Raw genomic sequence first — 13,449 nt, forward strand, 5'->3', positions numbered from 1 at the left:
TTAACCTCTTACAACCGTGATGGCCTGTTCGCTGATGGCCGAAACAATGCCGTCGATGCTGGCGTGAACGGGTGCGCCGAGCGCGCCAGGCGGGACATCGGCAACGCACTGTCCGCGCGTCACGCGCTCGCCGACGGCAACAGTCGGTACTGCGCTGGCACCAATATGCTGGCGCAGCTGCAAAGTGACTTTTTCTACTGACGGTTCTTCTTCAACCAGCGGCGCTTCCTGGTACCAGGGGCTTAGTCCCAGTTTGGCGATCAGCCGCTTCACCGGCACCAGGCGATATTTCGCCATTTCGTCGGCTGGATTCAGTGGCCCTTCGTAGCGCTGATTTTGCGCCCGCAGCTCGCGTTTTAACATGCGGTTGATGCGCATCGGCGAGATCCCCACCGGGCAGGCCACGCTTTCACAAACGTTGCATTCCGAGCAGGTAAGGGCGCTCAGCAGCAGCTGCGGCGTGGCCGCCTGATGAAAGTTCACCGCCCGCACCAGCAGGTGCGGAGAGAGTTCGTGGCCGATCAGGTGTCGCGGACAGAGATCGGTACACAGTCGGCACTGTTCGCAGACGGTGCGCGCGACGGAAAGCACCGTGCGCTCGTCCTGCATTCTCCGCTGGATAAGCGGATGGCTTTTGGGGAGCACCAGCAGGCCGCCGGTAGTTTTCGTCACCGGATTATCAAGAGAGGTAATCAGGCCCCCCATCATCGGGCCGCCGTTAATAAAACCAGGGTCGTCGACCGTTGCGCCGCCCGCCAGCGCCAGCACTTCATGCAGTGACATGCCGATAGGAACGGTAACGGTCAACGGTCTGGCGACCGCGCCGTTCACGGTCAACGTGCGACGAGTGACCGGAAACTGCTGCTCGACCGCCCGGGCAATATTCAGCACCGTTTGCACGTTATTGACGACCACGCCGACGCTGGCCGGTAGCGCAGCCGGGGCGACCCGGCGGCCGGTTGCCATCCAGATAGTCAGCACCTCATCGCCCGCAGGATAAACATCCGGCAGGATATGCAGGCGGATACCGGCTGGCAGCTGCGGGGTGAGCGCGTCGATGGCCCGGCGGTATTTTTCTTTCAGGGCTATCACCCCTTCGCGCGCGCCGGTTGCCGTCATCGCGTACTGCACGCCGCGGACAAGACGCGCGGCCTGCTGCCACATCAGTTGCTGGTCAACTTTGAGCATCGGTTCACACTCGGCGGCGTTCACCAGAAAAATCTCTACCTGCGCCTGTAGTTTGACGTGAGCGGGAAAACCTGCGCCGCCCGCACCCACAACGCCCGCTGCGCGAACGCGCTCGCGAATTTCATCAGCGCTATGAGACATTTCAACGGCGTTGACGGCGGTACTCATAGCAGTTCCTCCAGCAGTTCACGAATTTCCTCGGCGCTGGCCGGGCGCGGGTTAGTGCGCAGCGTAACGTCAGCCAGCGCAGCCTGCACCATCGCTGGAATGCGTGCGGAAAAGTCGGATCTTCCTTCTTTAAGCGCAACGGCCAGTGAGGGAAGGGCGCAGCGTTGCTTAAGCAGTTCGATTTGCTGAATCAGCGCATTGATCGCCGCAACGTCATTGGCTTCTGCCGGGCAAAAACCGCAGGCTTTGGCCATTCGCGCGTAGCGTTTGGCGGCGCGCGGGTCACCCGCGTTAAAGCGGATCACCGTCGTGAGCAGCAGCGCATTGGCCAGCCCGTGCGGCAGATGAAACTGTCCGCCAAGCTGGTGGGCTATCGCGTGGTTAAGACCCAGTCCCGCCTGGCTGAATGCCATCCCCGCCAGCGTTGAAGCATTGTGCATTTTCCCGCGCGTCGCTACGCAGTCGCCTTTTTCCACCGCCGTGGGCAGATACTGGAACACCAGTTTGGCGGCTTTTTCCGCCAGCGCGTCGGTAAAATCGCTGGCGTGCGGTGACACCCAGGCCTCCAGGGCGTGGGTCAGCACGTCCATACCGGTGTTGGCGGTAATCTGCGGCGGAACGCTGACCACCAGCTCCGGGTCAAGGATCGCCATATCCGGATACAGCGCATTGTTGAACAGCGGGTACTTGATGCCTTTATCCGGGTCGCTAATTACGCAGGCGCTGGTGACTTCCGAACCGGTGCCGCTGGTGGTCGGGATCGCCACGCAGGTTTCGATGTTGATCCCGCTCTGCTGGCTAAACCAGACAATCGCTTTCGCCGCGTCCATTGCCGAGCCGCCGCCAAAACCGATCACCACCTGCGGTTGCAGAGCCTGCATTTGCGCAATGCCCTGAACCACTGTGTGGATGGTGGGGTCCGGCGTTATCTCGCTAAAGACGCTGATGCGGTTATCTGCGGGCAGCGCGTTACGCAGGGTATCCAGCAGCGGAGAGCGCGCCAGAAAACCATCGCAGATTATCCAGATGTGCTTATTGGTAAAGCGCTTGAGCACCGCCAGGCTGCCCTGACCGCTGTACAACCGCGTTTGTAGTGAGAAGGTATTCATCGCGACCTCGGTTAGCGAATAGAAAAGCCGTTGGTCAGCACGCAGCGCCGGGAGCGGGCAAAAGTACGCGCTGACGTGGTCCCTTCACCGGTTGGCGTGGCGATAGTGAAGGTGGTAAAGCCTTCGCCGCCGACGCCGATCCCGGCATAAGAGGGGCCGTTTTTGACGAATATCGAGGTTTGCAGCGTGCGGGCCGCGAGGTTCAGGCGTGACACGTTCTGCGAGTGCATGATCGCGGTGTGATGCAACCCCTCTTCAACCTTCAGGGCCAGCGCCAGCGCGCTATCGAAATCGCTGACTTTCACCACCGGCAGCATCGGCATCAATTGTTCGCTGGTGACCCACGGATCGTCAGCGTTAACCAGCGCAATCAGCAGACGCGGCGCTTTTGCAGGGACAGCGATCCCGGCGGCTTCCAGCATGGCCGATGGGCTCTTGCCGACCAGTTTTTTATTCGCCTGGCCTTCTGGCAGGCAGGCGGCGCGGAGTTTGTCGGTATCGGCAGGGCTTAGCAGCAGCGCACCGAAGGTTTGCATTTGCTGCACCAGACGCTCGGCGACGCTCTCCACTACGATCAGGCTCTTCTCGGCAATGCAGGGCAGGTTGTAATCGAATGACGCGCCGTTAATGATATCTTCCGCCGCTTTCACCAGGTCTGCCGTTTCATCGACTATGCAGGGTGGGTTACCCGCGCCCGCGCCAATCACCTTCTTACCGCTCTTCATGCCCATTGCCACAATGCCCGGACCACCGGTAATCGCCAGTACTGCGATGCGCGGGTGGGCCATCATCTGCTGGGTCGCTTCGAAGGTGGGTTCAGCTACAGTCACCACCAGATTGCGGATGCCGCAGCAGCGGAAGGCAATCTCTTCAATCAGGCTAATCAGCTTCAGAGAGACCTTTTTCGCGCCCGGATGCGGGCTAAAGTAAATACTATTGCCCGCCGCCAACATGCTGATGCTGTTATTGATGATGGTTTCCGTCGGGTTGGTGCTTGGGGCGACCGAACCGATGACGCCAAACGGCGAGTATTCAAAGAGCACCATGCCGCCGTCACCGGTCAGCGCGGTGGTGGTGAGGTCTTCTACGCCCGGCGTGTTGTCCAGCGCAGCCTTGTTCTTGAGGAATTTATCTTCTTTGTTGCCCATTCCCGTTTCATTGGCGCTCTCCTCTGCCAGAGCAGCCAGCAGCGGCGTCAGCTCCTGACGCATCGCGCTGATGATAGCGCTGCGGGTTTTCAGCGGACACTGCTGATAACGTAAGAACGCCTGATGCGCGGCGTCGATGGCCTCGCTCACGGACTGGAAAATCCCTTTGCTCTGAGGCTGGCTCGGCGTTTGCGCTGGTGTTAATTGTTCACTAAGAATGGTGCGAATCAGGGTTTCGAGTTCAGAAGTATTCATTGATGAGTTCCCACGTTAATGGCCGCGATGGCGGTCTGTGCTATATCCATGTCCTGCTCAACGCTGCCGCCGCTGATGCCAAGACCCCCAATTAATAAGCCGTCGCGCCATAGGGCGTAACCGCCGCCAAAGGTGACTACTTTTCCCTGTAAATGACTTTCCAGGCCATAAAGCGCCGCGCCCGGCTGAACGACATCGCTCAGCTCATGGGTCGCCGTTTTCATCGCCACTGCGGTCCAGGCCTTTTTCGGCGCCAGTTCGCTGCTGACCAGCAGGGCGTTCGGCATCCGCCAGGTCACAGTTTCCGTGCCGTGCGCGTCAACGATGCTGACGACTACCGGAACCTGCAGTTGCTGCGCGCGTTCAACGGCGGCGCGGGTGAGCTGGTGCAGATCGTGGAATGAGAGGGCCACGGGCGTTGTCTCCTTGCTGCGGGTCGGCTGGCTGGCAGCCAGATAGCGCTTGCTAACTTCACGGATGATGTTGGCCTGGTGCGCATCGCTATCTTCCGCGCGGGCCAGGGCGTACAGGCAGTCCGATAAGCGGTTGATGTAGCGCATCAGCACCTGGCGTACGTTGACTTCAGTTGCCAGTTCAACCAGACGGCGTTCGGCGCGGCGCGCCAGCGTGCGGGCAAAATGTAATCGGCTCGCGGCTTCGCAGCGTCCGGGTAAAATAAAGCTGTGCAGCGGTTCGACGCGGGCCATTGCCCGATCGATAGCGGCTTCCAGGGCCGAAATCTCTTCGCTGCTGATGTAGCGCTGTTTGGGCGACGGCTGCTCGCTGTCGCTGGCCAGCTCTGCGCTAAACCAAAAAAGTTGCTGCTGGATGGCCTCGAGTAAGGTGCGGTGATTTTCATCCGCAGCGGCGCAGGCGCACAGGCTCAGCGCGGCGTTCAGCTCATCCAGCGTGCCGTAGGCTTCAACCCGCGGGTGGGTTTTGCTCACCCGCTGGCCGGTAAACAGTGATGTGGTGCCAGCGTCACCTGTTCGGGTATAAATCGCCATAACCGCCCCTTAACGCGAAAGCGTATCTACAATGCCGACAACGGCGAGGTCGATGGCCTCATTTGGCCCGGAAAAAACGTGCCTGGCGCTGGAGCCGCCGCTGAGCAAAACCAGTTCGCCGACGCCCGCGCCGACGGAGTCCACGGCCACTTCATCGCCGGAGGTAGGCGAGGCGGGGAGTTCGCCATCGGCGCTGACCCGACGCACCAGCAGCAGCTTTTTCCCAATCAAAGAAGGTGATTTTTGCGTGGAGACAACCGCGCCCGTGACTCGTGCCAGATGCATGATTTACTCCTGCTTAATTAATTGAATATTCCGCGCATTTGCCGCGTCACGCGCCATGGCGGTCACGATGCATTTGCGGTGGACAACCACACGCCCCCGGCTTAGCAGCGCGACATCGCGATAGCTCAGCACCGAACCCGCATGCAGAACCAGCGGCAGTCCGTGCTCGTCGGTGAATACCAGCGGCAGACGAGCCAGTTTTTTTACCGGGATACCCGGCAGCAGCTGGTTGTGCAGGCTGAGCTGTACGCGGATGCCAAACGCCAGCGCGTCGTGAATTTTCCGGGCTGCGGCATCGTCGGTTTCTGCATCCGCAAGCTGACCCAGCAGCGGCAGGTCGACGAGCAGGATGCGCAGCGACGCGTGCTGACAGAACAGTGCTGGACAGTCGGCATCGCGAAGTTGCGTAACGCTCAGCGTCGCCGTGCTCTGGGCACGGCGCTGCAGCCGGGAGACAATCTCCTCGACAATGCGCTGCAGAGTTTCGCCGTTCATCGCGGGCCCACCAGTCGGGCAAAGGCCTGCGGGTTATCGGCACCAGCGGCGTTGGCTTCATCGGTATCAATGTGCATTTCGAGGCGCATGTCCGGTGAAACGCGAATCGCCACGTTGTTGAAAATCAGCCCGCGATCGTCGCCTTCAATCGCCACTGAAACCATATCGCCGTGGGAAACCCGCAGGATCAGCGCATCAAGCGGCGACATATGGATATGCCGCTGCGCGACGATAACCCCGGAAGGTAGCTCCAGTTCGGCAAAGGGGCTGACCAGGCGGATGCCCGGCGTCCCCTTCAGGTTGCCGGACATTTTCAGAGGCGCGGCAATCCCCAGCGTTCTCGCATCGGTACGCGAAATTTCCACCTGGCTTACCGAGCGCAGTGGACCGAGCAGGCGCACATTTTTGAGCTGCCCTTTCGGTCCCACCAGGGTGACGGTTTGCTCCGCGGCGTATTGTCCCGGCTGCAGCAGCGCTTTTTTCTCGCTGATGGGATGGCCGGGAAACAGCCGCTCATAATCCTGTGCGGACAGGTGGATATGACGGTTTGAGACGCCCAGCGGGATAGGCCGCAGGCGCATCTCATCAAGAACTTTACTGACCGTTGATTGCAGAAGCTCTTTATCCATTACGCTTCACCTCGCTTACCGGGATGAATGCAAAGCGTGCGAGGTTCGCCCTTCTGGCGAGGACATTTTGGATCCAGACACAGGTTGCAACTGACCAGTTCTGATTCCTGCGGGGCCTCTTCTGCTGGCACCTCAGAAACGACATCAGCTATCTCTGACTCTTCAGGCTCAGGTTCAATGACGGAGGGTGGGGGCGTCTCTGCGAGCAGGATCCCTTCTCCGGGCCTGGCGATAACCTTGTGGGCCACCAGGCCATTCCGCTGTTCGGCGAAATGCGCACCGGTGGTGATAGCCGCCTGAACGGAGGCCACATCACCGGTAATTTTAATCACCATCCAGCCTGAACCATTGGTCTTTTCGAGGGCGAGCAGCGTGATAGAAGCGGATTTCGCCATGATATCGGCGCAGCTGATAGCCAGTGCCAGACCACAAACTTCAAGTAATCCCAGTGATTGCTTCACGCGGTGCTCCTTATTTGCCATCGATTAGGCTGATTTCGGTAAAATGGCCTCAACATCGCTGTGCGGACGCGGGATAACGTGGCAGGATTTCACTTCACCCACGACGCTTGCCGCCGCGCTGCCTGCATCTACGGCTGCTTTAACCGCGCCGACATCGCCGCGAACCATGACGGTAACCAGGCCAGAACCAATTTTTTCGTAGCCCACCAGCTGTACGTTGGCGGATTTAACCATTGCATCGGCGGCTTCAATGGCGCCGACCAGCCCTTTTGTTTCAACCAGTCCCAGTGCGTTATTCATACTGCCGTTCTCCTGTGATTAAGCATGGAGATCCCGAAAAGGGATCCCTTTGACCAGCCGTGCCGCGTTATTACCGGTATTGCGATGGGCCTGACTGTCCTGATGATGCATCAGCGTAAAAAGCGGCGCCGATGCGGGTAAATTCTTGTAATGCACGACCAGCGAGTGTCGATCGCAGGCAATGCCAACCAGCAGCGGCGAGCTGCGCGCCGCCTGCCAGGCGCTGTCAACGACATCTCCAGCCGGGTGATGCTGAAGCAGGAAAGGGATGCCTTCCTCTTCGATACCCAGCAGCACTTCGTGCCAGAGGCTGGCGCAGTCGCTGATAACGGTAATGACGATAGCCGGGGCGCTGTGATTACTGTCCATATGCAAATTCCTTGTGCCAGGAGAGAATCAGGCCGGTGGCCACCGCGTTTCTTGGGCCTTCGCTACCACGAATATTTCCTCGCCCGGCGACCAGGCGGTAGTGCGCCAGCGCATCGGTGACCAGCTGCGGAACTTCGAAATCCAGCGACGAGCCGCCGACCAGCACCACGAACGGAATATCGCGAATGTTGCCGGTTGGACTGACCTGACGCAGCGCACGCAGGGCGTTGGTGACGAAGACGCGTTCTTTAGCGCTGCGGCGAATGGCGCGCACCTTCTCCAGCGCTAAATCGCCGGGAAGCGGCACCAGTTCGTCCGGTTTCACCACGCAGACGCGGGCGAACACGGCGGGAGGCAGCGGCGTCGGGAAGAACTGGACGCTGCCGTCCTCGTGGCGTAAGTGGAACAGACTTTCGACCTTAGCCAGCGGGTATTTTTTGATCTCTTCCGCCAGATAGCGGTCTTCCAGCCCCAGCTCGCGGGCAATAATCATCGTGACCATGTCGCCTGCCCCGGCGAGATGGGTGGCGATGATTTCGCCTTTAGGGTTGATGATGGAGGCATCGGTGGAGCCCGCGCCGAGGTCAAGGATCGCCAGTGGTCGGGTGGTGCCCGGCGTGGTTAGCGCGCCCAGAATGGCGGCTTCAGCCTCAGCGCCGCCGATCTGCACGTCGATATTAAGCTTCTGCTCAATTTCACGGGCAATCATCGCCATTTGCAGACGGTCTGATTTCACCATCGAGGCGATGCCGACGGCCTGCTCCAGCGAGAACTCCCCGGCCAGACCGCCGGTGACGCTCACCGGAACCGAGGTGTCAACGGCCAGTAGATCCTGAATGAAAATCTCACTGCTGGGCTTGTTGGTCAGTTCGGCCATGGTCTGGCGCACGTGCTCCAGCATGCCGCCGATATTGGTCCCGGCCTCGCCGGTGACGTTGTCGAGCTTACCGCTGCCGTCCACTGCTTTCATGATGGCTTCGGCACCGGCGGCGACATCCACGCGCACGGTTCGGCCCTGCGCCTGCAGTTCCAGGTTACCGGCGGGTATCGCACGAGCTTTGACGTCGCCGGATGGCGTTTTAACCACCACGGCGGAACGGTTGCCGATCAGCGCGCGCGCCATCGGAACGATGTTTTTCGTCTCATCGGCGTTGAGATTAAATACGGTGGCGATGCCGTAAGGGTTAGAGAGGGTTTCGATAACCTTTCCCGGCACGGCGACTTCAATCGCCGCCAGCATCCCCAGCGGAATGCGGTCGATGTACAGAACTTCATCGACAATCGGTAGCGATTTTTCCAGCCGGTTGCTGACCAGTACGCCATCGTCGCGCTGCAAAATGACGCCGGTAATCTGGTATCCGGCGCGCATTGAGGCGTTGATAACATTGGCGATATCGGCAAAATCAAAGGCTGACGATACCACCAGAATATAGGACGAGTCCGCCGGGCGGGTTAACAGCTCCTCCGGCGTAATCGTGATACCCACACCAAGGCCTACTCCGCCCGGCGTTTTTGGGTTATGGCCAATCATTGTCGATTCGGTGATGATGGTTTCGGTAATTGTCTCCATCGCCACATCGCCAATGACCGGCGTGGCTTCGTTAATGCGAATGAGCGAAATATCGCTGACATTGATCCCCGCGCGTTTTGCAACGAGGGAAAGTGCTTCCTGAATCCCGAACACGTTACGCAACGTGCCTTTGATTCCGGTGGTTTCCGCCAGCGCGCTGTGGGTGATTGTCAGCGCGCCAGCCTCATTCAGAGTCGCCAGGGCGACTTCCGTCGATGAGTTGCCGATATCAATGCCAGCTATATATCGCATCACATACCCCTGTAATTAATCGTCGCCTTTGAGTTTTTTACGCTCAACGTACAGCCCTGCCGCTTCACGAACGAAAGCTGCGCAAATCTTTGCCTGATAACGGTTTTCGAGATCGTCGGCGATAGCGAGCAGCTCTTCTTTCGTTGAACGATACGGACGAAGGGCGTTGTAGATTTCCAGAATGCGATCGTCCGGTACCGCGGTCAGTTCGGCGGCGCGTTCAAAGTTCATCGCCAGCCGGTCGCGGCCTGCGTCCTTGGCGATAGAAGCCTGTAAGCGCAGGGTTTCCGGGGTAATACGCATATCCTGAGCGGTGACTTTATTGCTCAGCACGTTTTCCAGCGTAAAGTCGTCCAGCGTTTTATTGGTGGCGGTTTTCACCCATTCCGGGTGTTTGTTCGCCAGCGGGTAGTCGCTGACCTTTGCGCTGCGGGACGTGCCGCCTGCCGCAGGAGCCGCTGCTGGCGCATCGCCCTGCAGACTGTTCATGCGGCTCAATACGTCCCGGACCATCGATTCAATTGCGTCGGTATTCATGGAGTTATCCTTTATCAAAGCGCCACGCGCAGTTCCTGCGGGTTTTTGCCCGTCACGACGTACTTGGTCTCTTTAATGTGCAAAATGGCCGACTTTGCCTGGTACTTCGGGCGTGCCATCTGGTCATTCAGCGTAGGGACCGGCTGCGGTGATTCGCGTTTCGCATAGCGGGCGGCGTTTTTACCAATCTGACGGTAGGTTTCCAGCGTCAGCAGCGGTGCCTGCGGGAACAGCTCCAGGTTGGAGAGCGGCGGTAGCCCCTGCTGGTGGATAACCGTAGTGCCTTTCGACTGGATGCCGATGGAGATGCCGGAGCCGCTCAGGCGGTTACCTTCAACGGCGACGAACGCCACGTCGGAAGATTTAAAGCAGCGAATCACGCGCGCCTTGATGCCTTCTTCTTCAATACCGGCAATGACTTCGCGCAGAATGCTCTTATGCGGTAAGCCCACGATATTGACGGTTTGCGCCAGGCCAAATGCCGGGCCGACGGCGATAATGACTTCGTCCTGCTGAGTGCCCTGGCGCGCTTCGCCCACTTCGGTCAGAAAGCCGTCGCCCGCAGGCGCAGCGGTCTGTGGTGCTGTGGATGCCGCAGGCGCATTAAACGAGACGGGTTTATCGCTGCCCTTCATATCGCGGAGCACGTCTTCAATTATCTGGCGCAGCAATTTTTCATTAATTTCCATTTCTCACCCCTTAATCAATCTCGTTGGGATCAAGAGCGCCAGGGATGTTTTTAATCTCTTCCCAGCGTTCTCCCTGCAGGCGATAACCTGTTGCCGGACCGGCATAGTCATTGACGTCATTAACCGCAGAGAGCACTTGTCCGTCGCCGACGATAATGGCGGAGGTGTGCAAATAGTCGCCGGTTAGCTTGGCTTTCTGGATGTTGAGCATGTCCTGGGCCACGTCGGTAAACCCGCCCTGCGCCAGCGCTTTAACGACTTCCAGACCGTTGCGGTTTTTATTGATGATTTCCTGGGCGAACTTGATGTCTTCGACGATGTTACGCTCCGGCATATCTTTCGAACCGTGGGCATAGGTCGCGGCTTCAACTTCTTCATCGGTAATCGGCGGTAGTCCCATTCCGGCAAACACGGCCTGCAGCGCGCGGGCGGCTTTGTTACGGATGGCGATAACGTCCTCTTCGCGAACCGGGCGCAGACCGCCGTCCACTTTCAGGTCACGCTGGATAACGTTGTAGTCGTCAAAGTCTTCCGCATCTTCGTTGGAACCGGCGAACATGTTGTCGTAGTTCGGCACCGCGGAATAACCAGAGGAGATAAAGTCGGTACCCGGCAGGAACTGCATCAGCAGGCGCGCGGTACGACGCATATCGGAGTGAGTGAAGGTCTGGTCGTTACTGGAGGCGCATTCCAGATCCAGTGACGAGCAGATCAGGTTTTCCGCCAGCACGGCACGAATGCCTGACGGCACGGCAGACGGTACGCCGATACAGCTTACGGAGCCGTTTTGCAGCCCCTGAACGCCAGCCGCTTTGGTGATATAGATGCAGCGCGCTTCCAGATACAGCATGGATTTGCCTTCGGCGTAGCCCATCTGCACTTCGGATCCGGAGCCGGAGGTGAAGCGCATTTTCAGGCCGCGAGAGGCGTAGGAAGAGGCTAAGAAGCCTTTCGACCATGGCGTATCGTCACCATCGGTGAAGACCGGCTCGGTGCCGTAAACGGAGATGGTTTCGGCGTAGCAGGTGTGGCCCAACATACCGAGCTTCAGCTCGGTGGCTTCTTCCAGGGAGCACTGCGTCAGTACGCCCGGACGACCAACCTGAGAGCCGACCAACAGCGCGATGGCGTTGAACGGCGCGTAGCGTGCTACCGCAACCGTGGTTTCTTGTTCGTCAAACCCGCGCCATGCGCCTTCGGCGGCGTCGGCGGCGATTTGCACTGGGTTATCCTTGACGTTGGTGACGTGCGCCTGCTGAGACGGCGTGCGGCGAGCGCGCATTTTTTGCATCGACATCATCATTTCGACGACGTTCATATGCGAAACCACTTCAACAATTTTCGCCGGGGTCATGGCGGTGGTCAGCGGAACGATTTCGCTGCGCTTGACGTTAGGATCGCACAGCATATTGGCCAGCTTGACCGAATCCATCGCCATCACTTCTTCGGCGCGGTTCAGGTTGATACCGTAGCGGGCAATAAAGTGGTCGATCAGGTCGAATTCGCTAACCGGTTTTCCGTCCAACTCGGTCACCGCGCCGTTAACGATTTTAATCGACGGTTTTGGATCGTTCGGGCTTTCCATCGCGATAAAGCCTTCTTCGATCCACTCCTTAACGAAGCCGTCCTGATTCACAGGGCGTTTCGCCAGTGCTTCAAATCTTTTCGATCTCATGAATCAGCCTCGTGGGTATCAGATGTAGGACGGGCGATCGTTTTTCGGTTCAGAACCGAGGGTCGCAAGGACGGTTTTGCCGATTTCGCGGGCGGAGGTCACCGCCTGGCGGACCGCGCCGGAGTCGCCGGAAATCACCAGAATAGCTTCGTTACTAAAGCTGGTGCCGTGCGCCGGAGAGCTGTACGCCACGACTTCAACGTTGGCTGACTTCAGCGCGGTATCGGCCATCAGTACGCCTACGGAAGCCGGAGCGCCGACGATAATGCCGCAGGCGCGGCCAATCGGCGCGCCGAACGCTTTTTCCAGCGCGTAGCTGGCGCGAGCGGTGTACTGCAGCTCGATATGTCCGGCTTCGTTGCCGTAAACATCACCGAAGGTGCGGTCTAGCTCTTTCAGCGCGACTTCGATACCGCGTTTGACGTCGGAAACGTCGTTGCCGCCTAAAATAATCAGCGAACCGTGGCCCGCGCCGCCTTTGGTATCGCGCGGCAACTCAATGCTGACCACTTCGGTATTGGTGGCTTTCACCGCTTCGTCCGCCGCCATAATGTGTGGGCCTGCGCCGGTGCGGGCGCCGAGAATGCCGATGGAGCGATAGCGCTTCTCAAGCTTCATCGCATCCAGCAGGGCGGTATCGACGTTAGCGATAACCAGGCCAAGGGTGTCGCCAATGGCGGTCCCGACAAATTCCGTTAAACTGCAGCTTTTTTCTGCCATAGCCGTCTCTCGTATTGGGTGGTTTTCAGTAGGGATGGCCTGCTGTTCCGGCGTTGCCACACGGGCAATCACCTGCGCCATGATCTGTTCAACCAGCTCATTGCTGCTCATTAGCTAATTCCCTTCGGTAAGATTTTTTCTACATCGGTGTGAGGGCGTGGGATGACGTGTACGGCTTTCACTTCACCCACGTTGCGTGCGGCCGCAGCCCCAGCATCGGTGGCCGCTTTTACCGCGCCAACATCGCCGCGCACAATGACGGTTACCAGCCCGGAGCCAATCTTTTCATAGCCCACTAACATCACATTGGCCGATTTAACCATTGCATCAGCGGCCTCTATGGCTGCGGTTAAGCCTTTGGTTTCTACCATTCCTAGTGCTTCTTGTTGCATAAAGACCTCGCATGGAGTGTTCCGATAGTTGGGACTATAAGAAGATGCGAGGAAAAAGAATGGCTGACTTGGATTTGATGGTGAAAAAATAGTGGGTATTCAATAATATAAAATTGTCATATTGAGTTTTAATTTGCTGATTTATATGTGTTTTTTAATTTAAATTAATGTGATTATTTTGTTTTGTATATTCCATATTT

At 58.4% G+C, this 13,449-nt stretch carries 16 protein-coding genes; all 16 read right to left on the reverse strand.

What is annotated here, in order from left to right; genetic code table 11:
* From pduS to pduA, 16 genes are read right to left on the reverse strand one after another with little or no spacing between them, the layout of a single operon-like run.
* Entirely contained in the window at positions 1-1,356 is a 1,356-nt protein-coding gene (gene pduS, locus FN082_RS26815; RefSeq protein ID WP_142982680.1) for a cobalamin reductase PduS, read from the reverse strand.
* Entirely contained in the window at positions 1,353-2,465 is a 1,113-nt protein-coding gene (gene pduQ / locus FN082_RS26820) for a 1-propanol dehydrogenase PduQ (protein WP_001091456.1), read from the reverse strand. The genes pduS and pduQ overlap by 4 nt, the downstream gene beginning before the upstream one ends.
* Before the next feature lie 11 nt (positions 2,466-2,476).
* On the reverse strand, positions 2,477-3,868 hold the full coding sequence (gene pduP, locus FN082_RS26825) for a CoA-acylating propionaldehyde dehydrogenase PduP (RefSeq protein ID WP_139540144.1): 1,392 nt from the start codon (positions 3,866-3,868) through the stop codon (positions 2,477-2,479).
* Complete coding sequence (gene pduO, locus FN082_RS26830) at positions 3,865-4,875, reverse strand: two-domain cob(I)yrinic acid a,c-diamide adenosyltransferase PduO (RefSeq protein WP_142982681.1); 1,011 nt, start codon at positions 4,873-4,875, stop codon at positions 3,865-3,867. Before pduO ends, pduP begins: the two co-directional genes overlap by 4 nt.
* Positions 4,876-4,884: 9 nt before the next feature.
* A complete protein-coding gene (pduN, locus tag FN082_RS26835; RefSeq protein ID WP_000549825.1) occupies positions 4,885-5,160 on the reverse strand; it encodes a propanediol utilization microcompartment protein PduN in 276 nt (91 codons plus the stop codon).
* 3 nt (positions 5,161-5,163) lie between these two features.
* Entirely contained in the window at positions 5,164-5,655 is a 492-nt protein-coding gene (gene pduM, locus FN082_RS26840; RefSeq protein WP_139540142.1) for a propanediol utilization microcompartment protein PduM, read from the reverse strand.
* Positions 5,652-6,284, reverse strand: a complete 633-nt coding sequence (locus tag FN082_RS26845; RefSeq protein ID WP_139540141.1) for a phosphate propanoyltransferase — start codon at positions 6,282-6,284, stop codon at positions 5,652-5,654. The genes pduM and FN082_RS26845 overlap by 4 nt, the downstream gene beginning before the upstream one ends.
* On the reverse strand, positions 6,284-6,766 hold the full coding sequence (gene pduK, locus FN082_RS26850; RefSeq protein ID WP_139540140.1) for a propanediol utilization microcompartment protein PduK: 483 nt from the start codon (positions 6,764-6,766) through the stop codon (positions 6,284-6,286). The genes FN082_RS26845 and pduK overlap by 1 nt, the downstream gene beginning before the upstream one ends.
* Before the next feature lie 3 nt (positions 6,767-6,769).
* Positions 6,770-7,045, reverse strand: a complete 276-nt coding sequence (gene pduJ, locus FN082_RS26855; RefSeq protein ID WP_001057755.1) for a propanediol utilization microcompartment protein PduJ — start codon at positions 7,043-7,045, stop codon at positions 6,770-6,772.
* Between the two features lie 18 nt (positions 7,046-7,063).
* Positions 7,064-7,414, reverse strand: coding sequence for a propanediol dehydratase reactivase beta subunit PduH (gene pduH, locus FN082_RS26860; protein WP_058214705.1), 351 nt, complete (start codon positions 7,412-7,414; stop codon positions 7,064-7,066).
* Positions 7,404-9,236: a propanediol dehydratase reactivase alpha subunit PduG gene (pduG, locus tag FN082_RS26865; protein ID WP_139540139.1), complete on the reverse strand. Its 1,833-nt coding sequence runs from the start codon at positions 9,234-9,236 to the stop codon at positions 7,404-7,406. The genes pduH and pduG overlap by 11 nt, the downstream gene beginning before the upstream one ends.
* Positions 9,237-9,251: 15 nt before the next feature.
* Positions 9,252-9,773 carry a propanediol dehydratase small subunit PduE gene (gene pduE / locus FN082_RS26870; RefSeq protein ID WP_001090597.1) on the reverse strand — a complete coding sequence of 174 codons (522 nt, stop codon included), beginning with the start codon at positions 9,771-9,773 and terminating at the stop codon, positions 9,252-9,254.
* A 14-nt stretch (positions 9,774-9,787) separates the two neighbouring features.
* The gene (gene pduD / locus FN082_RS26875) at positions 9,788-10,462 is read right to left on the reverse strand and encodes a propanediol dehydratase medium subunit PduD (protein ID WP_000405048.1); all 675 of its coding nucleotides are present in this window, start codon (positions 10,460-10,462) and stop codon (positions 9,788-9,790) included.
* Between the two features lie 10 nt (positions 10,463-10,472).
* Positions 10,473-12,137 carry a propanediol dehydratase large subunit PduC gene (gene pduC / locus FN082_RS26880; protein WP_001256899.1) on the reverse strand — a complete coding sequence of 555 codons (1,665 nt, stop codon included), beginning with the start codon at positions 12,135-12,137 and terminating at the stop codon, positions 10,473-10,475.
* A gap of 18 nt (positions 12,138-12,155) precedes the next feature.
* Positions 12,156-12,968, reverse strand: coding sequence for a propanediol utilization microcompartment protein PduB (gene pduB, locus FN082_RS26885; RefSeq protein WP_004105122.1), 813 nt, complete (start codon positions 12,966-12,968; stop codon positions 12,156-12,158).
* A complete protein-coding gene (gene pduA / locus FN082_RS26890) occupies positions 12,968-13,249 on the reverse strand; it encodes a propanediol utilization microcompartment protein PduA (RefSeq protein WP_003030255.1) in 282 nt (93 codons plus the stop codon). Before pduA ends, pduB begins: the two co-directional genes overlap by 1 nt.
* Positions 13,250-13,449: the final 200 nt, after the last annotated feature.

This window comes from Klebsiella spallanzanii, assembly GCF_902158555.1.
In the GTDB taxonomy this organism is placed as follows: Bacteria; Pseudomonadota; Gammaproteobacteria; order Enterobacterales; family Enterobacteriaceae; genus Klebsiella; species Klebsiella spallanzanii.

What these genes read in the sequence shown, in the direction of transcription:
- pduP (WP_139540144.1), bottom strand. Translation starts at nt 3,868, where the DNA reads ATGAATACTTCTGAACTCGAAACCCTGATTCGCACCATTCTTAGTGAA.
- pduH (WP_058214705.1), bottom strand. Translation starts at nt 7,414, where the DNA reads ATGGACAGTAATCACAGCGCCCCGGCTATCGTCATTACCGTTATCAGC.
- FN082_RS26845 (WP_139540141.1), bottom strand. Translation starts at nt 6,284, where the DNA reads ATGGATAAAGAGCTTCTGCAATCAACGGTCAGTAAAGTTCTTGATGAG.
- pduA (WP_003030255.1), bottom strand. Translation starts at nt 13,249, where the DNA reads ATGCAACAAGAAGCACTAGGAATGGTAGAAACCAAAGGCTTAACCGCA.
- pduO (WP_142982681.1), bottom strand. Translation starts at nt 4,875, where the DNA reads ATGGCGATTTATACCCGAACAGGTGACGCTGGCACCACATCACTGTTT.
- pduG (WP_139540139.1), bottom strand. Translation starts at nt 9,236, where the DNA reads ATGCGATATATAGCTGGCATTGATATCGGCAACTCATCGACGGAAGTC.
- pduC (WP_001256899.1), bottom strand. Translation starts at nt 12,137, where the DNA reads ATGAGATCGAAAAGATTTGAAGCACTGGCGAAACGCCCTGTGAATCAG.
- pduJ (WP_001057755.1), bottom strand. Translation starts at nt 7,045, where the DNA reads ATGAATAACGCACTGGGACTGGTTGAAACAAAAGGGCTGGTCGGCGCC.
- pduM (WP_139540142.1), bottom strand. Translation starts at nt 5,655, where the DNA reads ATGAACGGCGAAACTCTGCAGCGCATTGTCGAGGAGATTGTCTCCCGG.
- pduS (WP_142982680.1), bottom strand. Translation starts at nt 1,356, where the DNA reads ATGAGTACCGCCGTCAACGCCGTTGAAATGTCTCATAGCGCTGATGAA.
- pduK (WP_139540140.1), bottom strand. Translation starts at nt 6,766, where the DNA reads ATGGCAAATAAGGAGCACCGCGTGAAGCAATCACTGGGATTACTTGAA.
- pduN (WP_000549825.1), bottom strand. Translation starts at nt 5,160, where the DNA reads ATGCATCTGGCACGAGTCACGGGCGCGGTTGTCTCCACGCAAAAATCA.
- pduB (WP_004105122.1), bottom strand. Translation starts at nt 12,968, where the DNA reads ATGAGCAGCAATGAGCTGGTTGAACAGATCATGGCGCAGGTGATTGCC.
- pduE (WP_001090597.1), bottom strand. Translation starts at nt 9,773, where the DNA reads ATGAATACCGACGCAATTGAATCGATGGTCCGGGACGTATTGAGCCGC.
- pduD (WP_000405048.1), bottom strand. Translation starts at nt 10,462, where the DNA reads ATGGAAATTAATGAAAAATTGCTGCGCCAGATAATTGAAGACGTGCTC.
- pduQ (WP_001091456.1), bottom strand. Translation starts at nt 2,465, where the DNA reads ATGAATACCTTCTCACTACAAACGCGGTTGTACAGCGGTCAGGGCAGC.